16 protein-coding genes and 1 pseudogene are annotated in these 19,707 nt (G+C 73.6%); 8 read left to right on the forward strand and 9 right to left on the reverse strand.

Annotation, left to right across the window (positions count from 1 at the left end; all coding sequences use genetic code 11):
• Window positions 1-774, forward strand: a complete 774-nt coding sequence (locus tag AC3IX6_RS07545; RefSeq protein WP_489369458.1) for a sirohydrochlorin chelatase — start codon at window positions 1-3, stop codon at window positions 772-774.
• Between the two features lie 70 nt (window positions 775-844).
• On the opposite strand, the gene AC3IX6_RS07550 is transcribed toward AC3IX6_RS07545, so the two are convergent.
• Entirely contained in the window at window positions 845-1,849 is a 1,005-nt protein-coding gene (locus AC3IX6_RS07550) for a ketopantoate reductase family protein (RefSeq protein ID WP_489369459.1), read from the reverse strand.
• A gap of 45 nt (window positions 1,850-1,894) precedes the next feature.
• On the opposite strand from AC3IX6_RS07550, the gene AC3IX6_RS07555 reads away from it, so the two are divergent.
• Complete coding sequence (locus AC3IX6_RS07555) at window positions 1,895-2,752, forward strand: aldo/keto reductase (RefSeq protein WP_489369460.1); 858 nt, start codon at window positions 1,895-1,897, stop codon at window positions 2,750-2,752.
• Window positions 2,753-2,794: 42 nt separating this feature from the next.
• Here the strand turns inward: AC3IX6_RS07555 and AC3IX6_RS07560 are convergent, their stop codons facing one another.
• The 4 genes and pseudogenes from AC3IX6_RS07560 to mgt form a co-directional block, all read right to left on the reverse strand.
• A complete protein-coding gene (locus tag AC3IX6_RS07560) occupies window positions 2,795-3,367 on the reverse strand; it encodes a DUF1697 domain-containing protein (protein WP_489369461.1) in 573 nt (190 codons plus the stop codon).
• A 57-nt stretch (window positions 3,368-3,424) separates the two neighbouring features.
• Window positions 3,425-4,012 carry a GNAT family N-acetyltransferase gene (locus AC3IX6_RS07565; protein WP_489369462.1) on the reverse strand — a complete coding sequence of 196 codons (588 nt, stop codon included), beginning with the start codon at window positions 4,010-4,012 and terminating at the stop codon, window positions 3,425-3,427.
• Window positions 4,009-5,010: a MerR family transcriptional regulator gene (locus tag AC3IX6_RS07570; protein WP_489369463.1), complete on the reverse strand. Its 1,002-nt coding sequence runs from the start codon at window positions 5,008-5,010 to the stop codon at window positions 4,009-4,011. Before AC3IX6_RS07570 ends, AC3IX6_RS07565 begins: the two co-directional genes overlap by 4 nt.
• Before the next feature lie 103 nt (window positions 5,011-5,113).
• Window positions 5,114-6,363 (reverse strand): annotated as a pseudogene (gene mgt / locus AC3IX6_RS07575) (macrolide-inactivating glycosyltransferase).
• A 139-nt stretch (window positions 6,364-6,502) separates the two neighbouring features.
• Here mgt and AC3IX6_RS07580 point away from each other — a divergent pair.
• The gene (locus AC3IX6_RS07580) at window positions 6,503-7,369 is read left to right on the forward strand and encodes a phosphotransferase enzyme family protein (protein WP_489369464.1); all 867 of its coding nucleotides are present in this window, start codon (window positions 6,503-6,505) and stop codon (window positions 7,367-7,369) included.
• Between the two features lie 80 nt (window positions 7,370-7,449).
• Here the strand turns inward: AC3IX6_RS07580 and AC3IX6_RS07585 are convergent, their stop codons facing one another.
• A complete protein-coding gene (locus AC3IX6_RS07585) occupies window positions 7,450-8,052 on the reverse strand; it encodes a DUF2867 domain-containing protein (protein ID WP_489369465.1) in 603 nt (200 codons plus the stop codon).
• A 108-nt stretch (window positions 8,053-8,160) separates the two neighbouring features.
• Between AC3IX6_RS07585 and AC3IX6_RS07590 the strand changes: the two genes are divergently transcribed.
• On the forward strand, window positions 8,161-8,718 hold the full coding sequence (locus AC3IX6_RS07590; RefSeq protein WP_489369466.1) for a TetR/AcrR family transcriptional regulator: 558 nt from the start codon (window positions 8,161-8,163) through the stop codon (window positions 8,716-8,718).
• Between the two features lie 37 nt (window positions 8,719-8,755).
• On the opposite strand, the gene AC3IX6_RS07595 is transcribed toward AC3IX6_RS07590, so the two are convergent.
• Both AC3IX6_RS07595 and AC3IX6_RS07600 read right to left on the reverse strand, forming a co-directional pair.
• Window positions 8,756-9,511, reverse strand: a complete 756-nt coding sequence (locus tag AC3IX6_RS07595) for an exonuclease domain-containing protein (protein WP_489369467.1) — start codon at window positions 9,509-9,511, stop codon at window positions 8,756-8,758.
• 88 nt (window positions 9,512-9,599) lie between these two features.
• Complete coding sequence (locus tag AC3IX6_RS07600) at window positions 9,600-10,880, reverse strand: DUF5919 domain-containing protein (RefSeq protein ID WP_489369468.1); 1,281 nt, start codon at window positions 10,878-10,880, stop codon at window positions 9,600-9,602.
• 321 nt (window positions 10,881-11,201) lie between these two features.
• Here AC3IX6_RS07600 and glgX point away from each other — a divergent pair, with 321 nt between their 5' ends.
• Entirely contained in the window at window positions 11,202-13,316 is a 2,115-nt protein-coding gene (gene glgX, locus AC3IX6_RS07605; protein WP_489369469.1) for a glycogen debranching protein GlgX, read from the forward strand.
• 32 nt (window positions 13,317-13,348) lie between these two features.
• On the opposite strand, the gene AC3IX6_RS07610 is transcribed toward glgX, so the two are convergent.
• Window positions 13,349-14,632, reverse strand: coding sequence for an MFS transporter (locus AC3IX6_RS07610; protein ID WP_489369470.1), 1,284 nt, complete (start codon window positions 14,630-14,632; stop codon window positions 13,349-13,351).
• Window positions 14,633-14,714: 82 nt separating this feature from the next.
• Between AC3IX6_RS07610 and treY the strand changes: the two genes are divergently transcribed.
• The 3 genes from treY (at window position 14,715) to AC3IX6_RS07625 (ending at window position 19,682) form a co-directional block, all read left to right on the forward strand.
• Window positions 14,715-17,072 (forward strand): malto-oligosyltrehalose synthase, encoded by a 2,358-nt coding sequence (gene treY, locus AC3IX6_RS07615; RefSeq protein ID WP_489369471.1) that lies wholly within the window; start codon window positions 14,715-14,717, stop codon window positions 17,070-17,072.
• Between the two features lie 69 nt (window positions 17,073-17,141).
• Window positions 17,142-18,269: a hypothetical protein gene (locus AC3IX6_RS07620; protein ID WP_489369472.1), complete on the forward strand. Its 1,128-nt coding sequence runs from the start codon at window positions 17,142-17,144 to the stop codon at window positions 18,267-18,269.
• A 69-nt stretch (window positions 18,270-18,338) separates the two neighbouring features.
• Complete coding sequence (locus AC3IX6_RS07625) at window positions 18,339-19,682, forward strand: M14 family zinc carboxypeptidase (RefSeq protein ID WP_489369473.1); 1,344 nt, start codon at window positions 18,339-18,341, stop codon at window positions 19,680-19,682.
• Window positions 19,683-19,707 lie beyond the last annotated feature (25 nt).

Consider the following 19,707-nt stretch of genomic DNA (forward strand, 5'->3'; position numbering starts at 1 on the left):
GTGTCGGCGCACTCCACGCACGGCCCCGCCCTGCTCGTCATCGCCCACGGCAGCCGCGACCCGCGGCACGCGGCGACCGTGCACGCCCTCACCCGGCGGGTACGGGCGCTGCGGCCGGGGCTGCGGGTGGAAACGGCCTTCCTGGACTTCGACACCCCGACCGTCGACCAGGCGGTGGCCTCGCTCTACCTGTCGGGCGTACGCGACATCGTGGCGCTCCCGCTCCTCCTGACGCGGGCGTTCCACGCGAAGTCCGACATCCCGGCGGTGCTCGCCGGAGCCACGTCCCACCTGCCGGACCTCTCGGTCCGGATCGCGGATGTACTGGGCCCCTCCCCGCTGCTGCTGGCGACCCTCGAACGCCGCCTCCGGGAAGCCGGCCTCACCCCGGCGGACCGCGCCACCACCGGTGTGGTGCTCGCGTCCGCCGGTTCCTCCGACCCGGAGGCGATCGCAGTGATCGCTGAAATCGCGCGGGAGTGGCGGCACACCGGTTGGTGCGCCGTGCGGCCTGCGTTCGCCTCCGCCGTTCTCCCCCGGACGGAGGACGCCGTACGCGCACTGCGCGCGGAGGGCGTCCGCCGGATCGCGGTGGCCCCCTACGTCATCGCCCCCGGCCGGCTCCCCGACCGCATCGCGGCGGGCGCCGAAGCCGCGGGCGCCGACGTGGTCTCGGCCGTCCTGGGCCCCTCCCCGGAACTGGCCCGCCTGCTGCTCCAGAGGTTCGACGCGGCCCTCCGAACCCCGTCCCGCATCCCGGCCCTGGCGGCCTGACCCGCCTGCTGCGCTCTCCCGCTGCGCGGGGCCGTCCCGTCCCCTACCCGCGCAGCGGCACACCCGCGGCTCAGCCCCGCGCCGCGGCCTCGTCGGCCAGGGCCGTCAGGTCCTCGACGGACATCGCCCCGGGCGGCAAGCCCTCCCGCGCAAAGATGTTCGCCGCGTGCCGCAGCGTGTCGTTGACCGGCGTGGCCACCCCGTGCAGCCGCCCCAGCAGCACGATCTCCCCGTTGAGATAGTCCGCCTCCACGGACCCCGTCCCCCGCGCCAGGCTCTGCCAGGACGACCCGCCCCGCACCACTCCGGCCGGCGCGTCCACCTTGCCGTCGCGGGCGGCCGCCTGCTCGGCGTCCGAGGCCCAGTCGATGCCCGCGGCGGCGAAGGCCGCCTTCGCCTCACGCACGGCCCGCAGCAGCAGCGCCGCCTTCGCGGGCTCCGGCTCGGGGCCGGTCGTCGCCTGGACCGCGTTGCCCAGGTTGCCCAGCAGCTTCGCGTACTTCCACCGCATCACGTCCTCGACGACCGGCGCCCCGAACCCGGCCTTCTCCAGGTCGCCCGCGATCCGCCGGACGGGCCCGTCGGCTCCCCCGGCTGCCTTGCCGAGGTGCAGGATCCCGGTCAGCGGAGCGCACAGCGCGGAGACCACACCCGGCTCCAGGAAGGTCGCCGGCAGCCACACGCAGACCCCGTACACGCGCGCGAAGCGCCGTAGGGCGAGGCGTTCGCTCTCCACGCCGTTCTGCGCGCACAGCACCGGCAGCCGCTGGGCCGCCGTACCGCCGCCCGCGACCTCCGCGTCGGCCCACGCGTCGAGCGCGGCCGCCGCGTCCTGGGTCTTCACGGTCAGCAACAGCACGTCGTCGGGGCGCAGTTCACCCAGCTCGGCCGGGCCCGTGACGACGGGCAGCCGGTGCACCCGCTCCCCGTCCGCCGTGGTGAGCCGCAGCCCGTTCGTCCGCAGGGCCTCCGCGTGGGGGCCGCGCGCGACGAGGACGACCTCACTGCCGGACTCCGCGAGCCGTCCGCCGATGGTCGCGCCGATCGCTCCGGCGCCGATGATGATGTAACGCATGCCCACGAGCCTGGCACATCCGCGGGCCTGGGTTACGGTCGGGCCATGTCTGTTGACGTGGATGAGACGTTCGCCCTCGGCGGGGACCTGCCCGTACGCCGCCTCGGACTCGGCACCGGCGGCCTGGTCGGCGCGGGCTACTGGGGCCCGCGCGCGGAGCGCCCCGCATCGGTCGCGCTGCTGCGCACCGCCGTCGCCCGCGGGGTCACCCTGATCGACACCGCCGACAACTACGGACCCCACCTGGCCGAGGAACTGGTCGCCGAGGCCCTGCACCCGTACGGGGAGCGGCTGGTGGTCTCCACCAAGGGCGGGGTGGTGCGCACCGGCCCCGACCAGTGGCACGCGGCGGGCCGCCCGGAGGACCTCCGCACCATGTGCGAGGCGAGCCTGCGCAGGCTCCGGCTGGAGCGGATCGACCTGTACCAGCTGCACCGCTTCGACCCGGCCGTCCCGCCCGCGGAGCAGCTGGGCACGCTGGCCGAGCTCCGGGCGGAGGGCAAGATCCGCCACATCGGGCTGAACACGGTGACGGCGGACCAGCTCCGGGAGGCCCTGTCCCTGGTTCCGGTGGCCTCGGTCCAGAACCCGTACAACCTCCTGGACCGCTCCTCGGCGGAGCTCCTCGCCCTGTGCGAGGAGCGCGGCATCGCCTTCCTCCCGTACTACCCGCTGGGCAGCGGCGCCCTGACCCGGGAGAGCGCCGCCGCGCTGACGGCGGTCGCCGCCGAACACGGTGCGTCCACCGGCCAGATCGCCCTGGCCTGGCTCCTGCGGCACTCCCCGGTCCTCTGCCCCACCACGGGCACGGGCTCCCCGGACCACCTCGCGGAGAACCTGGACGCGGCCACGGTCCACCTGACCCCGCACGAGATGACCCTGCTGAACGGGCTGGCGGACTAGGGCCGTTCAACAGGGGCGCGGTGCCGCGGCCCGGCCCCGGGGTCAGTTCCGCGTGAGTTCGACCAGCTTGGCGACGGTGTTCCAGTTGCGGGTGGTGACGTCCAGGCCCTTGACCACGGCCGGCTTCGCGAGGGCCTCGGCGAGTGTGGAGCGGCCCAGGCCGTTCGGGGCGTAGAGGTAGATGACGCGGTCGCCGACGCGGTACTCCTCCGGGAGGTGCGCGGGGGCGTCGATCGAGGCGAAGCGGGACTCGGCGGGCTGCTCGGAGCAGAAGGTGGCGTGGAGCTGTTTGCCCTCGAGGTCGGCGGCCGGGAAGGGGCAGGCGTCGGCCACGGCGCGCAGGTAGGCGCCGTCGACCACCAGGCAGGGGACGCGGAAACCGAAGTGGGCTTCGATGGCGGCCTCCAGCTCGCGGGCGAGGACGGCCGGGGCCTGCCCGCTCGCACTGGCGAAGACGGCGTTGCCGCTCTGCAGGTAGGTCTGCACGTCCTCGTGGCCCAGGCCGTCCAGGACCTGGCGCAGCTCGGCCATCGGGACCTTCTTGTTCCCGCCGACGTTGATGCCCCGGAGCAGCGCCGCGTACGTGATCTTGGCCGTCTTGGTCGTCTTGGTCATGTCTGCACGATAGGGCTCACCCCTGACAGCGCATCCGGCATCGGCGGGGGAAGGGGGTCAGCCGGTTGCGCGGCGTAGGTGCAGGTGCCCGTCGAGCGGGTAGGCGGGCGGAGCCGACGGCAGGATCCTGTCGAACGGGTAGCCGCTCTTCTCGGCGACCCGGCAGGATGCCGCGTTGTCCACCTGATGGAGGAGTGCGAGGCATTCCAGACCGTCGGCCCGGAAGGCCTCGAAGGCCCAGGCGGTGAGGGTGTCCAGAGCGCGCGGGGCCACGCCCCGCCCACGGGCCCGCGCCGCCGTCCAGTAGCCGACCTCGGCGGAGGCATTGCCCGGTCCGGCTCCCTTCAGCACCACGTGGCCCACCACCTGCGGCGGCACCGCGTCGAGGGCGGTCCCGGACGCCTCGGGCGTCTCCTCCAGGACGGCGAAGCCGAAGCGCGTACCCGATGCCCAGTCCCGCTCCCGATCCCGCACCCACCGCAGTCCCTCGTCCGCACGCTCCACGGGAGGGCTCGCCCAACGCCGCAGGTCCGGGTCCCGGTACGCCTCGACCAGCGCGGCGACGTCTTCCGTGCACCAGGGGCGAAGGACGAGAGCGGGAGCAGCCGGCGTCGCGGGCGCACGAAGGGTGACGGGAGCGTTCATGATCGGATCGTACGCAGCGGCGTCTCGGCCTGTTTCCGAGCGCGCAGTGCGTGGATGGACCAGTCGAGGACCGGGTGGAGGCTCTCCGGACGGGGCCAGCCGTTGATCACCGCGAGCAGGGAGAAGTACCGCTCCCTGCGCGGGTCGTCGATGCGTTCCAGCCGGGCCAGGAGCTGCTCGCGGGACGCGGCGGGGTCCCGGGAGTCGAGGAGATGTGCGGTGCGGGCCGTCAGGGCCGCAACGATCGCATCCGCCCGGGGTGAGGCCGGGTCGACGCCGGCCGCCACGGCCGGGGCGACCCCGTCGCGGACGATCGCGGCCAAGTCGTCCTGCGAGCGCGGTGGAACGTCGGGGAGGCGTCCGGCGGCCTGGTCCTCGACCAGGTGCCGCACATGAGCGCGGAACTCCGGGTCCTCGGCCAGTTCGGCCAGTTCCACCCACGCGTGGATCTGTTCCGCATCGGGGTCGTCCGGCAGGTGCGGAGTCATGGAGCGCATGACCCCTGCGAACGCGGAGTCGGTTCCCACGCCGCCGAAGGCCGTGTCGAGGAACTCGCCGACCAGCCGTTGGCGTTCCGCTTCGGAGAGGTTCGCCAGCCTGTGCATCAGATTCGTCTCCTCGGGGTCGGCTCCACGCTGCGCCACGGCGGTCAACACCGCGCGCCGCAGCCGCAGGATCCGTATCTGCACGTCCAGCGCCTCCGCCTGCGCCGCGGCGACTTCCGGCAGCGCGAGTTCCCGGTCCATGACCTTCCGGATGGCGGCGAGGTCCAGTCCCAGGTCGCGCAGGGTCCGGACGAGGTCCATGCGTGCGAGGGCGCCGTCGTCGTAGAGGCGGTAGCCGGCCGGGCTCCGGTGGGTGGGCGGTACGAGCCCGCAGTCGGAGTAGAAGCGGACGGTCTTGACCGTGGTGCCGGTTCGCCGGGCCAGCTCGCCGATCGAGTGGAGCGCGTGGAGCGCGTGGAGCGCGTGGAGCGCGTGGAGCGCGTGGCCGTTCATCTGCCCATCTTCGGGTCTCCCCCTGCCGGAGACTCAAGCCCCTGCGGGGTCCCCGCGCTCGCGGCCGGGACCCCGCTGTTCCACCGGGCGGGACGGCGGCCCGTCACCGTCCGTCGGGCAGTTCGGCCTCGATCAGGTCGGCCGCCTGGCGGGTGCCGCCCTCCGTCGCCATGTCGCGGCGGATCCGGTCCGCGCGGGCGGCCACCTCCGGGTCGCCGACCAGGGCGAGGACGGCCTCGCGCAGGGTCGCGGCGTCGGCCTCGGCCATCGGGACGTGCCGGGCGACGCCCAGGGCGGCCAGCATGTCGGCGTTGCCGAACTGGTCGACGGCCTGCGGGACCGCGACCATCGGGGTGCCGGTGGCCAGTCCCTCCTGGCAGCCTCCCGTGCCCGCGTGGGTGATGAAGGCGGCGGCCTGGCCCAGGATGTCCAGTTGGGGAACCCAGCGGTGGACTTCGACGTTGGCGGGGATCTCGCCGATCTCGGCCTCGTCGGTGAACTTGCCGATCTGGAGCACCACGTGCCAGTCGGGCAGGTCCCCGAAAGCCTCCGCGCAGGCCCGGTAGAAGGCCGGCTGCTTGGTGAAGGTGGATCCGAAGGAGACCAGGAGGACCTTCTTCCCCTCGGCGCCGGCGGGACGCGTCCAGGTGCCCTGGGTGGCGCTGCGGTCGCCCTGGCAGGCGCCGACGAAGGTGTACACGGCTTCGTCGACCCGGTCGGCGTTCGGCTGCAGGGCGCGCGGCATGAGGACGACGCTGCGGCGGGGGCGGCCGACGAACCGGTCGCTGTCCTCGTCGATGCCGTTCTCGTCGAGCCAGGCCCGGAACCGGGCGTAGTACGCCTTCCCGCGCTCGGAGGCGCGCAGTTCGGCGAACATCGGCTCGGCGACCTCCTCCTCGTAGCCGGTCCAGGCGACCAGGGTCGGGGAGAGGGAGACCGCGGGGACGCCCCAGCGGTGGGCGAGGACGATCGCCGGGTAGGCGGTGATGTCGTGGAGGACGAGGTCCGGCTCGTCGCCCTCGAAGGCGGACGCCAGCTGCGGGAGGGCCTGGACGGCGTCGGCGAGGAAGGGCTCGATGTTGTCGATGAGCTCGGTGCCCCACGCGTCGGGGTCCTCGTCGGTGGGGAGGGTGGAGTTCCAGATCACCGGGGTGGCGCCGGTCTCGGCGATCCTGTCCGCGTACGCGGCGGGGACGGCGTAGCTGACGCGGTGGCCGCGGGCGACCAGTTCGCGGATCACTTCGATGCTCGGGTTCACGTGGCCGGCGGCGGCGATGGAGAACATGGCGATGTGGGCGGGCTTCGCGGTCATGGTCATGAGGAGACCATAACGAGACGAGACGTCTCGTGCAACCTCTTCGGGAAGTCCGCAGGCGCGAGGGAAGAGCCGGGACGCGCGGGCCGGGTGCGAAACTTGTCCGGTCATGAGCACCCGGGTACGCCCGGTGCCGCCCGGGACACCCGGGGAATCGGACGGGACTGCGGAGACGGCATGGACGAGGCACGGGCCCGGGAGGCCCTGACGGCGGCGGGCCTGGCACGGGCAGGGTCGCCCGCTCCCCGGCTGCTGGCCCTCGGCGAGAACGCCGTCTTCGCGCTCGACGGCGGCCTGGTCGCCAAGGTCGGCCGGGAGGCGGCGCTGCTGCCGCGCGCCGAGCTGGAGCTCGAGGTGGCGGGCTGGCTCGCGGAGTCCGGGGTCCCCGCGGTCCGCGCGGCCGAACCGGAGCCGCGACTGGTGGACGGGCACCCGGTGACGCTGTGGCACCGGCTCCCCGACGCGGTCCGCCCGGCCGGCCCGGAGGACCTCGCGGCGCTGCTGCGGCAGATCCACGCCCTGCCGGCGCCCCCCTTCGCCCTGCCCCCGCGCGACCTGCTGGGCGGGGTGGAGCGCTGGCTCCGACTGGCGGGCGGGGCGATCGATCCGGCGGACGCCGCGTACCTGCGGGCCCGCCGCGACGGGTACGCCGCCCAGGTCGCCGCCCTCACCCCGCACCTCGCGCCGGGCCCGATCCACGGCGACGCGCTGCCCCGCAACGTCCACGTGGGCCCGGCCGGGCCGGTGCTCGTCGACCTGGAGACGGTCTCCGCCGACCTGCGCGAGCACGACCTGGTGGTGATGGCGCTCTCCCGCGACCGGTACGGCCTGCCCGGCGCGGCGTACGGGGAGTTCACGGCGGCGTACGGCTGGGACGTGCGCGACTGGGAGGGCTGCGCGGTCCTGCGCGGCGCCCGCGAAACGGCCAGCTGCGCCTGGGTCTCCCAGCACGCCCCGGCCAACCCCAAGGCCCTGGCGGAGTTCCGCCGCCGGGTGGCCTCCCTGCGCGAGGGCGACCCGGAGATCCGCTGGCACCCGTTCTAGGGCCTGTCGTCACACTGCGGGCTCCACGCCGTCCACCGCGATCGGCGGCCGGACCGCTGCCCCCGCCGCCCTCGTGGGGGTCAGGCCGCCGCGCCGGAGCCCGTACGGCCCTGCCACGCACGTCCGATGCCGCGCAGCATCGCCGGGTACACCCCGAGGTGGCGGAAGGGCTTGATGCCCACCATGTAGACGGCTCCGAGGAGCCCGTTCGGCTTGACCAGGACGGCCATCTGGCCGTGGTAGCCGCCGGCTCCGTCCGCGTCCGGGACCCAGCCGATGTGCAGGATCCCGTGCACGGTCCGGTTGGCCGTCTCCGCCGCCCATTCGTCATGGGTCTGGTAGACGGAAGTGAACGGGAACGTGCTGAGGTCCGGTCCGCCGGGCCCCTCGGCGAGGTCCGCGGGCAGCCTCTCCCGTAGCGCCGGGATCCTGCCGCCGACGCCGTCGGCCGGCTTGTCCCAGCCGAACAGTGCCCCGAGCTTCCAGCGGATCGCGAAGAGCGCGCGCCCCACAGCGGAGTCGACCATGCTCCCGTTTCCGGACGCGAACTGCTCCACGAGCCGTGCGAGGTCGTCCGGGCCGCCCGGCGTGGGGAGCTCCCACACGTCCTCGACCCGGAAGTCGCCGGCGATCTCGTGGATCCGCCAGGCGCGGCCGGTGTGCGCGGTGCTGGGAAGTCTCATGAGCGAGCCCCGATCTATACGATGCCGTATAGAAAAGACTACACCGATCTATACGGCACCGTATAGATCGGGTCGACGGATCGAATGCACGTCAGGGGAGGCGACACCGTGGGCGCGACCCGCACGCCACGTCGCAACTGGATCGAGGAAGGGCTGCGCGCCCTCGCCGCCGGAGGCCCGGAAGCCGTCCGGATCGAACCGCTCGCGCAGGCGCTCGGCGTGAGCAAGGGCGGCTTCTACGGGTACTTCGGCAACCGGGACGCCCTGCTCGCCGAGATGCTCGACACGTGGGAGCGCGAGGCCGCCGAGGCCGTGATCGAACAGGTCGAGGGCGCGGGCGGAGACCCCCGGGCCCGGCTGAAGCGGCTGTTCGCGATCGCCGGCGCCGCCGACACCCCGGCGCGGGGCGTCGCGACCGACCTCGCGATCCGCGACTGGGCGCGGCGCGACGAGTCCGTCGCGGAGCGGCTCCGGCGCGTCGACAACCGCCGCATGGACTACCTGCGTTCGCTGTTCGGCGCGTTCTGTCCCGACGAGACCGACGTCGAGGTCCGCTGCATGATCGTCTACTCGCTGCGGATCGGCAATTTCCTCATCGCCGCCGACCACGGCCCCCGGAGCCGCTCCGAGGTCATGGAGCACACCCGGGACTGGCTGCTGCGCTAGCGGAAGCGCGAGCCCCAGCCCGCCCCCTAGCCCGCCGTCAGATCCGGTACGGCACCACGGGCCAGGCCCGCTCGACTATCGCCTCGGGGTCCGAGGTGCGCCGCAGGTAGCTCTGCAGCGAGGCCGCCTGCTCTGCCGCCGCGCGGACCTGGAGCTCGTGCAGGTCCGCCAGGGCGACCGTCCCTATCGCCGCGTGCACGGCCCCCATCCGCTGTGCGGCGCGGGCCGCCGCCAGCGCGTCCGCGCCCGCGTCGTGGGCGGCTTCCAGGCTCACCCCGTAGTGCTCGCAGAGGGCCTGGAGGGTCCGCCGGCCCTTGCGGTAGCGGTCCGCGTGCTTGTCCAGGACCAGGGGGTCGATGACGGGCGGCGCGCTCGCCTTGGGCCAGCGCTCGCCCAGCGGACGGATCCCGTGGCGGCGGCACTCGCGGTCCAGCAGGGTCAGGTCGTACCGCGCGTTCATCACCACCAGCGGGGTTCCCGAGCTCAGCGCCTCCACGAGCGTCCGGGTGATCTCCTCGATCGCCGGGGCCGCGGCCATCCCCCGCGAGCGGGCGTGGTCCGTGGAGATGCCGTGGATGGCCGAGGCCTGCTCGGGAATGGGCACGCCCGGGTCGACCAGCCAGGTCCGCTCCCGCGTCACCTGCCCGTCCGGCCCGACCGTGACGACGGCCGCCGTCACGATCCGGTCGGACTCCGTGTCGGTGCCCGTGGTCTCCAGGTCGAAGGCCACCATCGGCCCGCCGTGCCAGTCCCCCATCCGGTCCCCCGCCCAGTCCCCCGTCCGGTCCCCCATCACGTGCCCCCCGTACCCGTCCCGCTACGTCAACGGCTTTCAGCCTGACACGGGCCACTGACAACCCCGGAGCCGGGTCCGCCCCCGCTCACGACACCGGCCGGGAGTCCTGCCAGATCGACTCGAATTCTTCCCGGTAGGTCGGGAACAGCCCGTGCTCCTGATCGGGCCGCACCTGGGAGGCCCGCCCGCCGCCCCGCAGGACCAGGACCGGCGCCTCCATGCCCCGGGCCCGGCGCAGGTACGACTGGACCACCGCGATGCCCGAGGACTCGCCCTCCACCAGGTACGCGGTGAAGCGCGGGGTCTCGTCGAAGACGTGGATCTCGAAGCGCGAGGGGTCGCGCAGGCCCGCCCGCACCCGCCGCACGTGCAGGATGTTCATCTCCACCGAGCGGCTCAGCTCGCCCTTGCGCAGGCCGAGCTCCCGCTCGCGCCGCTTGACCGCGCTGCTCGCCGGGTTCAGGAACAGCAGCCGCACCCGGCAGCCGGCTTCCGCGAGGCGTACGAGTCTTCGGCCCGAGAAGTTCTGGACCAGCAGGTTGAGCCCGATGCCGATGGCGTCGAGCCGCCGCGCGCCGCCGAAGAGGTCCTCCGCCGGGAGCTGGCGCTGCAGCCGTACCCGGTCCGGGTGGACGGAGATGACGTCCGCGTACCGGTCGCCGACCAGGTCCTCGACGGCGTCGATGGGCAGCCGGTCCGCCGCCGGCGAGCCCGCGCCGCCGCCCAGCACCTCCAGCAGTCGCGCCGACGCCCGCTCGGCCTGTTCCAGGACCGCCCGGGACAGGGCCCGGTTGCGCGAGACGACGTTGCGCGTGACCTCCAGCTCGTCCAGCGCCTGCTCGATCTCGCGCCGGTCGTCGAAGTACGGCTCGAAGCAGGGCCAGTGCTGGACCATCAGTTCGCGCAGCTGGGGCAGGGTGAGGAAGCTCAGCACGTTGTCGTCGGCGGAGTCCAGCAGGTAGCCCTTGCGGCGGCTGACCTCGCGCACGGCGACCGCGCGCTGCACCCACTCCTGGCCGGCGGGGCCCGCAGCGGCCACCACCCAGTCGTCCCCGCCGTGCACGGGCTCGTAGACGGGCCGGAGCACGGCCCCGACCACGGAGCGCAGCCGCTGTTCGATCAGGTTCAGCCAGATGTACGCACGGCCGGCGCGCTGGGCCCGGGTCCGGACCTCGCTCCAGGCGTCCACGCCCCAGTCCAGCTCGGCACCGGCTCCCGCCTGCGCCTTCCCGGTCCCGCCTGCTTCCGGCGGGGCCAGCGACACGGCCCCGGCGGGAATCCCGCCGGCCGCTCCGCCCGCGGCGTCCGCCGGGCCGCCCTCGTGACCACCGTCACCAGGGGGCAGCTCCAGACCTCCCGAGCTCACCCGTGCACCGCCTCCTGCGTCTGGACGCCCGTCTCCAGTGATCACGGAAGGGTACTCCGCGCGTGCGGCACCCTGCAGCCCGATGCGGGCCCCAGCGGCCCGACGCGGGCTCATGGTCCGCACCCGGTCCGTCCGTTGGCCCATTATCCGCTCTGCCGACGATCGGATATGCCCATGGTCCGCCGAACCTCTTATCAGCTCTCCGGGTCACCCGGTAGGACCCTCCCAAGTCCCCACGCGAAAGCCCTCTTTCGGGGAAGATCTGGCAGTGACGTGGTCCACGCCGGATCAGCCCGACACAGAGGGGAAGAGTCGTTTTCTATGCAGGTCTGGCCGGGACAGGCGTATCCGCTCGGTGCCACGTACGACGGCGCCGGCACCAATTTCGCGGTCTATTCGGAGGCCGCCCGACGCATCGAACTGTGCCTGCTGCACGACGACGGTTCGGAGACCGCGATCGAACTGCGCGAGACCGACGCGTTCGTCCGGCACGCCTACCTGCCGGGCATCATGCCCGGTCAGCGCTACGGCTTCCGGGTGCACGGGCCGTACGAGCCCGAGCGCGGCCGGCGCTGCAACGCGGCGAAGCTGCTCCTGGACCCGTACGCGCGGGCCGTCGCGGGGAGCGTGGACTGGGGCGAGGAGGTGTACGGCTACCACTTCGGCCGTCCCGACTCCCGCAACGATCTGGACTCCGCGCCCAAGAGCATGAGTTCGGTCGTGGTCAACCCGTACTTCGACTGGGCCAACGACCGGCCGCCGCGCCACGAGTACCACCACACCGTGCTCTACGAGGCCCACGTGAAGGGCCTGACCATGCGTCACCCGGACCTCCCCGAGGAGCTGCGCGGCACCTACGGGGCCCTCGCGCACCCCGCGGTCATCGGGCACCTGACCAAGCTCGGGGTGACGGCGCTGGAGCTGATGCCGGTCCACCAGTTCGTCAACGACCACCGCCTCGTGGACGACGGGCTCAGCAACTACTGGGGCTACAACACCATCGGCTTCTTCGCCCCGCACAACGGCTACGCCTCGGGCGACCGCGGCCAGCAGGTGCTGGAGTTCAAGTCGGCGGTACGGGCCCTGCACGAGGCCGGCATCGAGGTGATCCTCGACGTGGTCTACAACCACACAGCCGAGGGCAACCACCTGGGCCCGACGCTGTCCTTCCGGGGGCTCGACAACGCCTCGTACTACCGGCTCGCGGACGATCCCCGGCACTACATGGACACCACGGGCACCGGGAACTCGCTGCTCATGCGCTCCCCGCACGTGCTCCAGCTGATCATGGACTCGCTGCGCTACTGGGTCACCGAGATGCACGTGGACGGCTTCCGCTTCGACCTGGCGGCCACGCTGGCCCGCCAGTTCCACGAGGTGGACCGGCTGTCCTCGTTCTTCGACCTGGTCCAGCAGGATCCGGTGGTCAGCCAGGTCAAGCTGATCGCGGAGCCGTGGGACCTGGGCGAAGGCGGCTACCAGGTGGGCAACTTCCCGCCGCTGTGGACCGAGTGGAACGGCAAGTACCGGGACACCGTACGGGACCTGTGGCGCGGGCAGCCGCGAACGCTCGCGGAGTTCGCGGGCCGGCTGACCGGCTCCTCCGACCTCTACCAGGACGACGGCCGGCGGCCGCTGGCCTCGATCAACTTCGCCACCTGCCACGACGGTTTCACCCTGAACGACCTGGTCTCGTACAACGAGAAGCACAACGAGGCCAATCGCGAGGGCAATCGGGACGGCGAGACCCACAACCGCTCCTGGAACTGCGGGGTGGAGGGGCCGACGGAGGATCCGGAGATCGGGGAGCTGCGCGAGCGTCAGATGCGCAACTTCATCGCCACGCTGATGCTGTCGCAGGGCGTGCCGATGATCAGTCACGGCGACGAGTTCGCCCGCACCCAGGGCGGCAACAACAACGCCTACTGCCAGGACAACGAGCTGGCGTGGGTGGACTGGCCGGAGCCCGGCAAACCGGCGCCCGCCCTGCTGGAGTTCACCCGGCGGATGGTGTGGCTGCGGCGGGAGCACCCGGTGTTCCGGCGGCGCCGCTTCTTCCACGGCCGGCCGGTGGAGGGGACGCACGACGAGCTCTCGGACATCGCCTGGTTCACCCCGCACGGCGAGGAGATGCGGGCCCGCGACTGGCAGGCGCAGCACGCGCGGGCGCTGGCGGTGTTCCTGAACGGGGAGGCCATCTCGGAGCCGGGCACCCGCGGGGAGCGGATCACCGACGACTCGTTCCTGCTGATGTTCAACGCGGGGGCCGAAGCACAGGACTTCACGGTCCCGGCCGGGCACGGAGCCCAGTGGCGCCTGGTCGTGGACACGGCGCGGCCGGAAATGCTGGCACCCGGTACCGGGCCGCAGTACGCGGCCGGGGACCGGGTGACACTGACAGGACGGTGTCTGGTGGTGCTTCAGCGCCCGGCGTAGGCGCTGATTCGGCGCCCGGCACGGGCACCGCTTCAGTGCCCGGCGTAGGCGGCGCCCTCCAGGAAGGCGTCCGGACGGGCGCCGCCTCCGGCCACCACCGGGGCGTGCGTCCGGGCCGACGGCACCCGGGTGACCAGGGCCAGGACCAGACACAGGGCGGCCGCCCCCACGGCCACCGCGAAGGCCGCGGAGGGCCCGTACCACTCGGCGAGCCGCCCGGAGACGGCGAGCGAGGCGGCCTGGCCGGCGACGAGCGAGCTGGCGGCGAAGGCCATCGCCTCGGCGAGCCGGGAGGGGCTCACCGCGCGCTCGGTGATGGCGAAGGCGGTGATCAGGTGCGGGGCGTAGGCGGCTCCGAGCACGGTGACGACCACGTACAGCGGCCACAGGGTCTGCGTGAAGAGCAGCGGTACGGAGAGCACGAGCGCGGCGGCCGTGGCCCAGCGCCAGCGCAGCCGCAGGCCGAAGCGGGCGGGCAGCGCGCCGAGCGAGAGGCCGACGGCGGCGCTGACGACGCCCATGGCCGCGTACACGATGCCGGCCTGGCCGGGGACGCCCAACTGTGCGGTAAGGGCGGCGATTCCGGCCTGGCAGGATCCGAACATGGCGCCCTGCAGGGCGAGGGAGCCCCGTACGGCGAAGACCACGCGCGGCGGGCGGACCCGGGTGCGCTCCTTCTCCCGGCGGACTCCCGCGGGCACTCCGGCCGTGACGGCGGCGGTCGGGTGCAGTGCGTAGAGGCTGCCGAAGACGGCGACGAGGGCGGCCGCGCCGCCGAGGGCGACGGCCGGGTGCAGGGCGAGGGTGGCCAGGCCCACGAGGGCGGGCCCGAAGACGAAGGAGACCTCGTCCAGGGTGCCTTCGAGGGAGTGGATGGCGCCCACGACGCCCTCGTCGGACTTGGCGCGGTGCGCCAGGGCCACCGAGCGGGTACGGGCGAGCGGCCCGATCAGCGGGACGGAGGCCCCGGTGACGAAGCCGATCGCGGCGAGCGGGACGGTGGCGAGGTCGGCGAGCGCCCCGGTCACCAGGGCGGCGGTCGCCACCGCGTTGACGGCCGCGGCCGTCAGGACGACGGAACGCTGCCCGTGGCGGTCGGCGAGCCGGCCCAGGACGGGCCCGAAGACCACCTGGCCGGCGGAGAGGGTGCCGCCGACTATGCCGGCGGTGGCGAGGGAGCCGCTGGTCTCGGCGACCAGGAGGACGCTGCCGAACTGCGACATCGCGACGGGCAGTCGGGCGAAGAAGGAAATGAGCGGGAGTAGGGGCCCGGTCAGGGCAATGACTTTTCGATAGGTGTTGACGGTTCCAAACACTTGAGCAACGTTAACCCGGCGCAGTCACCCGGATGCATTGGGTAATGGCACGGAATCCCGCATCCTGGGTACGTACGTTCTCATGAGCCTGCCCCCGCGCACCGGTCGCCCGAGTCCCGAGTTCAACCGGCCGGAATCCGATGGACCACCGGCCGTCACCCCGGCGTCGACCTACCGCCTCCAGCTGCGCCCCGAGTTCACCTTCGGGCATGCGCGGGCCGTCGTACCGTACCTCGCCTCGCTCGGGGTGTCGCACCTGCACCTGTCCCCCGTGCTGGAGGCCGTGCCCGGTTCCTCGCACGGGTACGACGTCACCGACCACACCCAGGTCAGGGTGGAACTGGGCGGGGAGGACGGGCTGCGGGCCCTGGCCGCCGAGGCCCGTGCGCACGGGCTCGCACTGGTGCTCGACATCGTGCCGAACCACATGGCTCTGCCGGCGCCGCTCCGCCTCAACCGGCCCTTGTGGGAGGTGGCCCGGCAGGGTCCCGGCTCGCCGTACGCGCGCTGGTTCGACATCGACTGGGAGGCGGGCGGGGGACAGCTGCTGCTGCCCGTGCTCGCGGAGCCGCTGGACCCGGGGGCCGTGGAGGTCTCGGTCGGGCCGGGGTCCGCCCCGGGGCAGGACGACCGGGCCGTACTGCGGATCGGGGAGCTGGAGTTCCCGCTCCGGGAGGGCACGGCCGGGCTGGAGCCCGCGGCCCTGCTCGCCGCCCAGTGGTACCGGCCCGCGTGCTGGCGGGAGGCCAGGACGGGGCTCAACTACCGTCGCTTCTTCACCATTTCGGAGCTGATCGGGGTGCGCGTCGAGGACCCCGAGGTCTTCGCCGTCACGCACGCCAAGGTGCTGGAACTGGTCCGGGACGGGGTCGCCGAAGGGCTGCGGATCGACCACGTGGACGGCCTGGCCGACCCCGCCGGATACCTGCGGCGGCTGCGGGACGCCGCGGGCGCGGACTGCTGGGTGGTGGTCGAGAAGATCCTGGCCCGCGAGGAGCGGCTGGCTCCCGGCTGGCCGGTGGCCGGGACCACCGGGTACGACGCGCTGTACCGGGTGGACGGGGTGCTGACCGACCCGGCCGGGGCCGCGCGGCTCGACGCCCGGTTCCGCGGGGCGACCGGGCAGCCCCGGTGGGAGCGGACCGCCGCGGCGGGCGCCCGGGAGGTCCTGACCGGGGACCTGGCCGCCGAGCTGGCCGCGCTGGAGCGACTGGCGGGGAAGGAACTAGCCTCCGCCGTCCGGGAGTTGCTCATCGCCTACCCCGTCTACCGGCCCTACCCCGGCGATCCGGACCTCGCGCCCGAGGCCCTGGAGCGGGCCGCCGCGGAGGCCGGCGCGGCCCCGGTGGCGGGCGTACGCGAACTCCTGCTGCGGGACCCGGCCTTCGCGGCCCGCTTCGCCCAGACCTCGGCGGCCCTGCGCGCCAAGTCCCTGGAGGACAGGGCGTTCTACCGCTACGCCCCGCTGCTGTCGGCCACGGAGGTGGGCGGGGATCCCGGGGCTCCGGCGGTCACGGTGGCGGAGTTCCACGCGTACTGCACCGAGCAGGCGCGGCTGTGGCCCGGCTCCGGGACCGTGCTGACCACGCACGACACGAAGCGCAGCGCGGACGTCCGGGCCCGGATCTCGGTGCTCTCACAGGACCCCGATTCCGTACCGGCGCCTGCCGGGGCGGATCCCCAACTCGCCTGGGTGGCCTGGCAGACGGCGTTCGGGCTCGGGGCCGACGGCGCCGCCCCGGAGCGCGCCGACCGGCTCTCCCAGGCCCTGCTGAAGGCCGTCCGCGAAGCCGCCCTGCACACCACGTGGACCGAGCAGGACCCCGCGTACGAGGCCACGGTCCCGGGGTACGTCCCGGCCGCCGCACCGGAGCCGTCCGGGCCCCTGGCGGCCGCGGCCCGCGCCAACCTGCTCGGCGCGGCGCTGCTGCACCTGGCCATGCCCGGGGTCCCGGAGGTCTACCAGGGCGCGGAGACGGAGTACCGGGCCCTGGTCGACCCCGACAACCGGCGGCCCGCCGTCTTCCCCCGGGAGGCCCTGGCCCGGCTGGACGCGGGCGCCGCGCCCTCCGGCACGGCCGAGGAGAAGCTCGCCCTCACCGCCGCCCTGCTGCGGCTGCGCCGGAGCCGGCCCGGGCTGTTCGCCGGCTACGCGCCGCTGCCCGCCCGGGGCCCGGCGGCGGAGCACTGCGTGGCCTTCGCCCGCTCGGCCGGGCTGGTGGCGGTGGCCACCCGGCTGTCGCACCGACTGGCCGGGGCCGGCGGCTGGCGCGACACGACCCTGCCGCTGCCTCCGGGCCGGTGGCGGCGGCAGGCGTTCCCCGGGCCCGCGGAGGGCGGGCACGAAGCCCCGTACGAGGGCGAGGCGCCGCTCGCCGCACTCCTCGGCGGAGCCTGGCCGGTGGCGGTCCTGCTCAGGGAGGACGCGGACCCGGTGTGACCAGCAGAAACGCCCCTCCTTCCCGTACAACCTCCGGGGCCGGTCGGCGGTCGAACCCCCGTACAGTCAATGACATGTGACACGGGGGCGAAGAGCCTGGAGAGCGCGCTGCCGACCGCCTACATCCACAAGGACGAAGACAACCGGTTCATCGTCATCACCAGTCCGCAGTACGCCCACATCCCGCACCCCACACCGGTCCGCGTCGAGGTGCGCCGGGCGGGCACCGACAAGGTCGTCGCCGTGGTCGACCGGCTCACCTTGGACGTCGACAACGGCGGCACCTCCGAGTTGGGGGACGACACCTGGTGGCACCGGGGCGACGACCAGTCGCTCGTCCTCGACGAGATGGGGGACCACGAACTCGACGTGTACGCCAAGTACCGCGACGGCAAGGAACTGGTCCGCCGCAACGCCGGACGGTCCACCTACGCGGTCGACGCCCGGTTCGAGGCGAGCTCCGGTCGGACCGAGTTCTCCCTGGACGACCTGGGCACCCGGGTCACCGGCACGGTCACCGCGGTCCACCCGCGCAGGGGCGTACGCCTGCCACTGGCCGGAGCGAAGGTCCGCGTCTCGCTCGGGGACGGCACGGTGAAGCTGGTCTCCACCACCAAGTACGGCAAGCTCACCATCAGCGGCAAGGTCGCCGTCGACGGCATCACCAGCCAGCAGGCGCCCATCGAGATCCAGTACCAGACGGCCCGCGGCGACTGGGAAACCCGCCACTCCCTCGTGGTGCCCTACGACAAGACGTTCACCGTGACGGTCAGCCAGGGTTCCCGGTATGCCACCCGGTGGCGGGTGCACACTCCGGGCACCAGCAACATCGGCCCCAGCACCGGCACCCGGGTGATCCACCAGACGCGCACGTGGACGGAGTTCACCAGTGTCAGCGCCGCACCGCGCCCCGTGGCGAAGGGACAGCAGCTGACCGTCTCCGGAGTTCTGCGGACCTACGACCCCGCCAAGGGGTACGCGGTCCATCCCGGCCAGAAGGTCCGCTACTACTTCCGGCCCGACGGCTCCACCGTGACACAGGAGATGGGCACCTCCGTCTCCCTGGCCGACGGAGCCTTCAGCAAGACGTTCACCGCACAGACCAGCGGCTACTGGTGGATCCGCTTCGTCGATGCCGACGCCACCCATCTCGCCACCGGCTACTACCCGCTGGGCCACGTCAACGTCACGGGCTGACCCGGCGCCGATCGGCGAACTTCCCGGTCACAGCACTAGGGCACGCGCAGGGCGGGAATGGGACCGTCTGTGACCCTCATCCGTGACATGTGCTACCCCACCCCCCACGAACTGGCCCTGGCCGCACGCGCCCTGGCCGATGAACACCCGGCCCTGGCCCGGCTGCGCCAGATCGGCGCGTCCCGGGCCGGGGAACCCCTGTGGCTGCTCTCCGTGGGCGCCACAGACTCCGCCCACACCGTGCTCGTCGTCGCCGGGGCCCACGCCAACGAGCCCGTGGGCGGTGCGACCGCCCTCTCGCTCGCGCGCCGGCTCATCCACGAAGCCACGGGCACCGGCGACGCCGAGGCCGAGGCCGAGGCCGACAGCGCGGCAACACGCACCGCCGCCGGGGCGGCCCTCGCCCCCGCCGCCACCTCCGCCGGAACGGCCTGGCACTTCCTGCTCTGCGCCGACCCCGACGGCGCCGCCCTGCACCGCACCCCCCGCCCGTACTCCCTGCTCGACTACCACCGGAACTTCTTCCGGCCACCCGGCCCCGAACAGCCGGAGTGGGCGCCGTCTTTACTGCCCCCGGACCGTCTGCCGCCTGAAACCCTCGCCCTGACCCGGCTCATCGACGAGCTCCGCCCCGCCCTCCAGGTCTCCCTGCACGGCACCGACCTCGGCGGCTCCTGGGTACAGCTGACCCGGGACATACCCGGCCTCGCCGAGCCCTTCGGCAAATCGGCCGCCGAGCTGCACATTCCGGTCGAGACCAGCGCTTCCGACGCCTCCGGCTGGCCCTCGCCGGGGGCGGGGATCTTCGTGATGCCCGAGCCCGGGGCCACGGCCGAGGGGCCCTTCCACCCCGAGGACACCCGGCTCAGCACCTGGTACCACGCCCACCGCCACTCCGGCACCACCGCGATCGTCGAAGTCCCCATGTGGGCCTCGGACCTGGTGGACGATCCGGCCCCGCACCCCGACCCCCGCGCCGCCCTGCGCATCCTGGCCGGCCGGCTCACCGCCGACGCCGCACGGGTGGCGGCCCTGCGGGAGGGCGCGGGCGGCGGTACGGATCCGGGTGCCGCGGCCCTGCTGCGCGCGGTCGACTGGACGCTCGCGCTGATCCCCCGGATCACCGCCGAGTGGACGGGCCCCGCAGCTCCCGCCGAGGCGACGGCCGCGTACATCGGGAGCATCGACGCCTTCGGCCGGCGGCTCTCGCTGCGCGCCGCGGCGATGCTCCTCCGGGTGCTGCGCGCCCAGGGGCAGCCGGCGGCGCCGGCCGTGGACCGGCTCGTCACGGGGTGGTGCGAGGAGTTCGCGGACCGCTTCCAGGCGCGCTGGGTCCCGGTGGCCACGCAGGTGGAGCACCAGTCCCGGGTCGTCCTCGCGGCCTACGACCGCCTCGTGGCGGCGGGCCGGTAGGCGAGCGGGCGATCAGATCGGCGGG

The organism is Streptomyces sp. GL_141 (assembly GCF_057834385.1).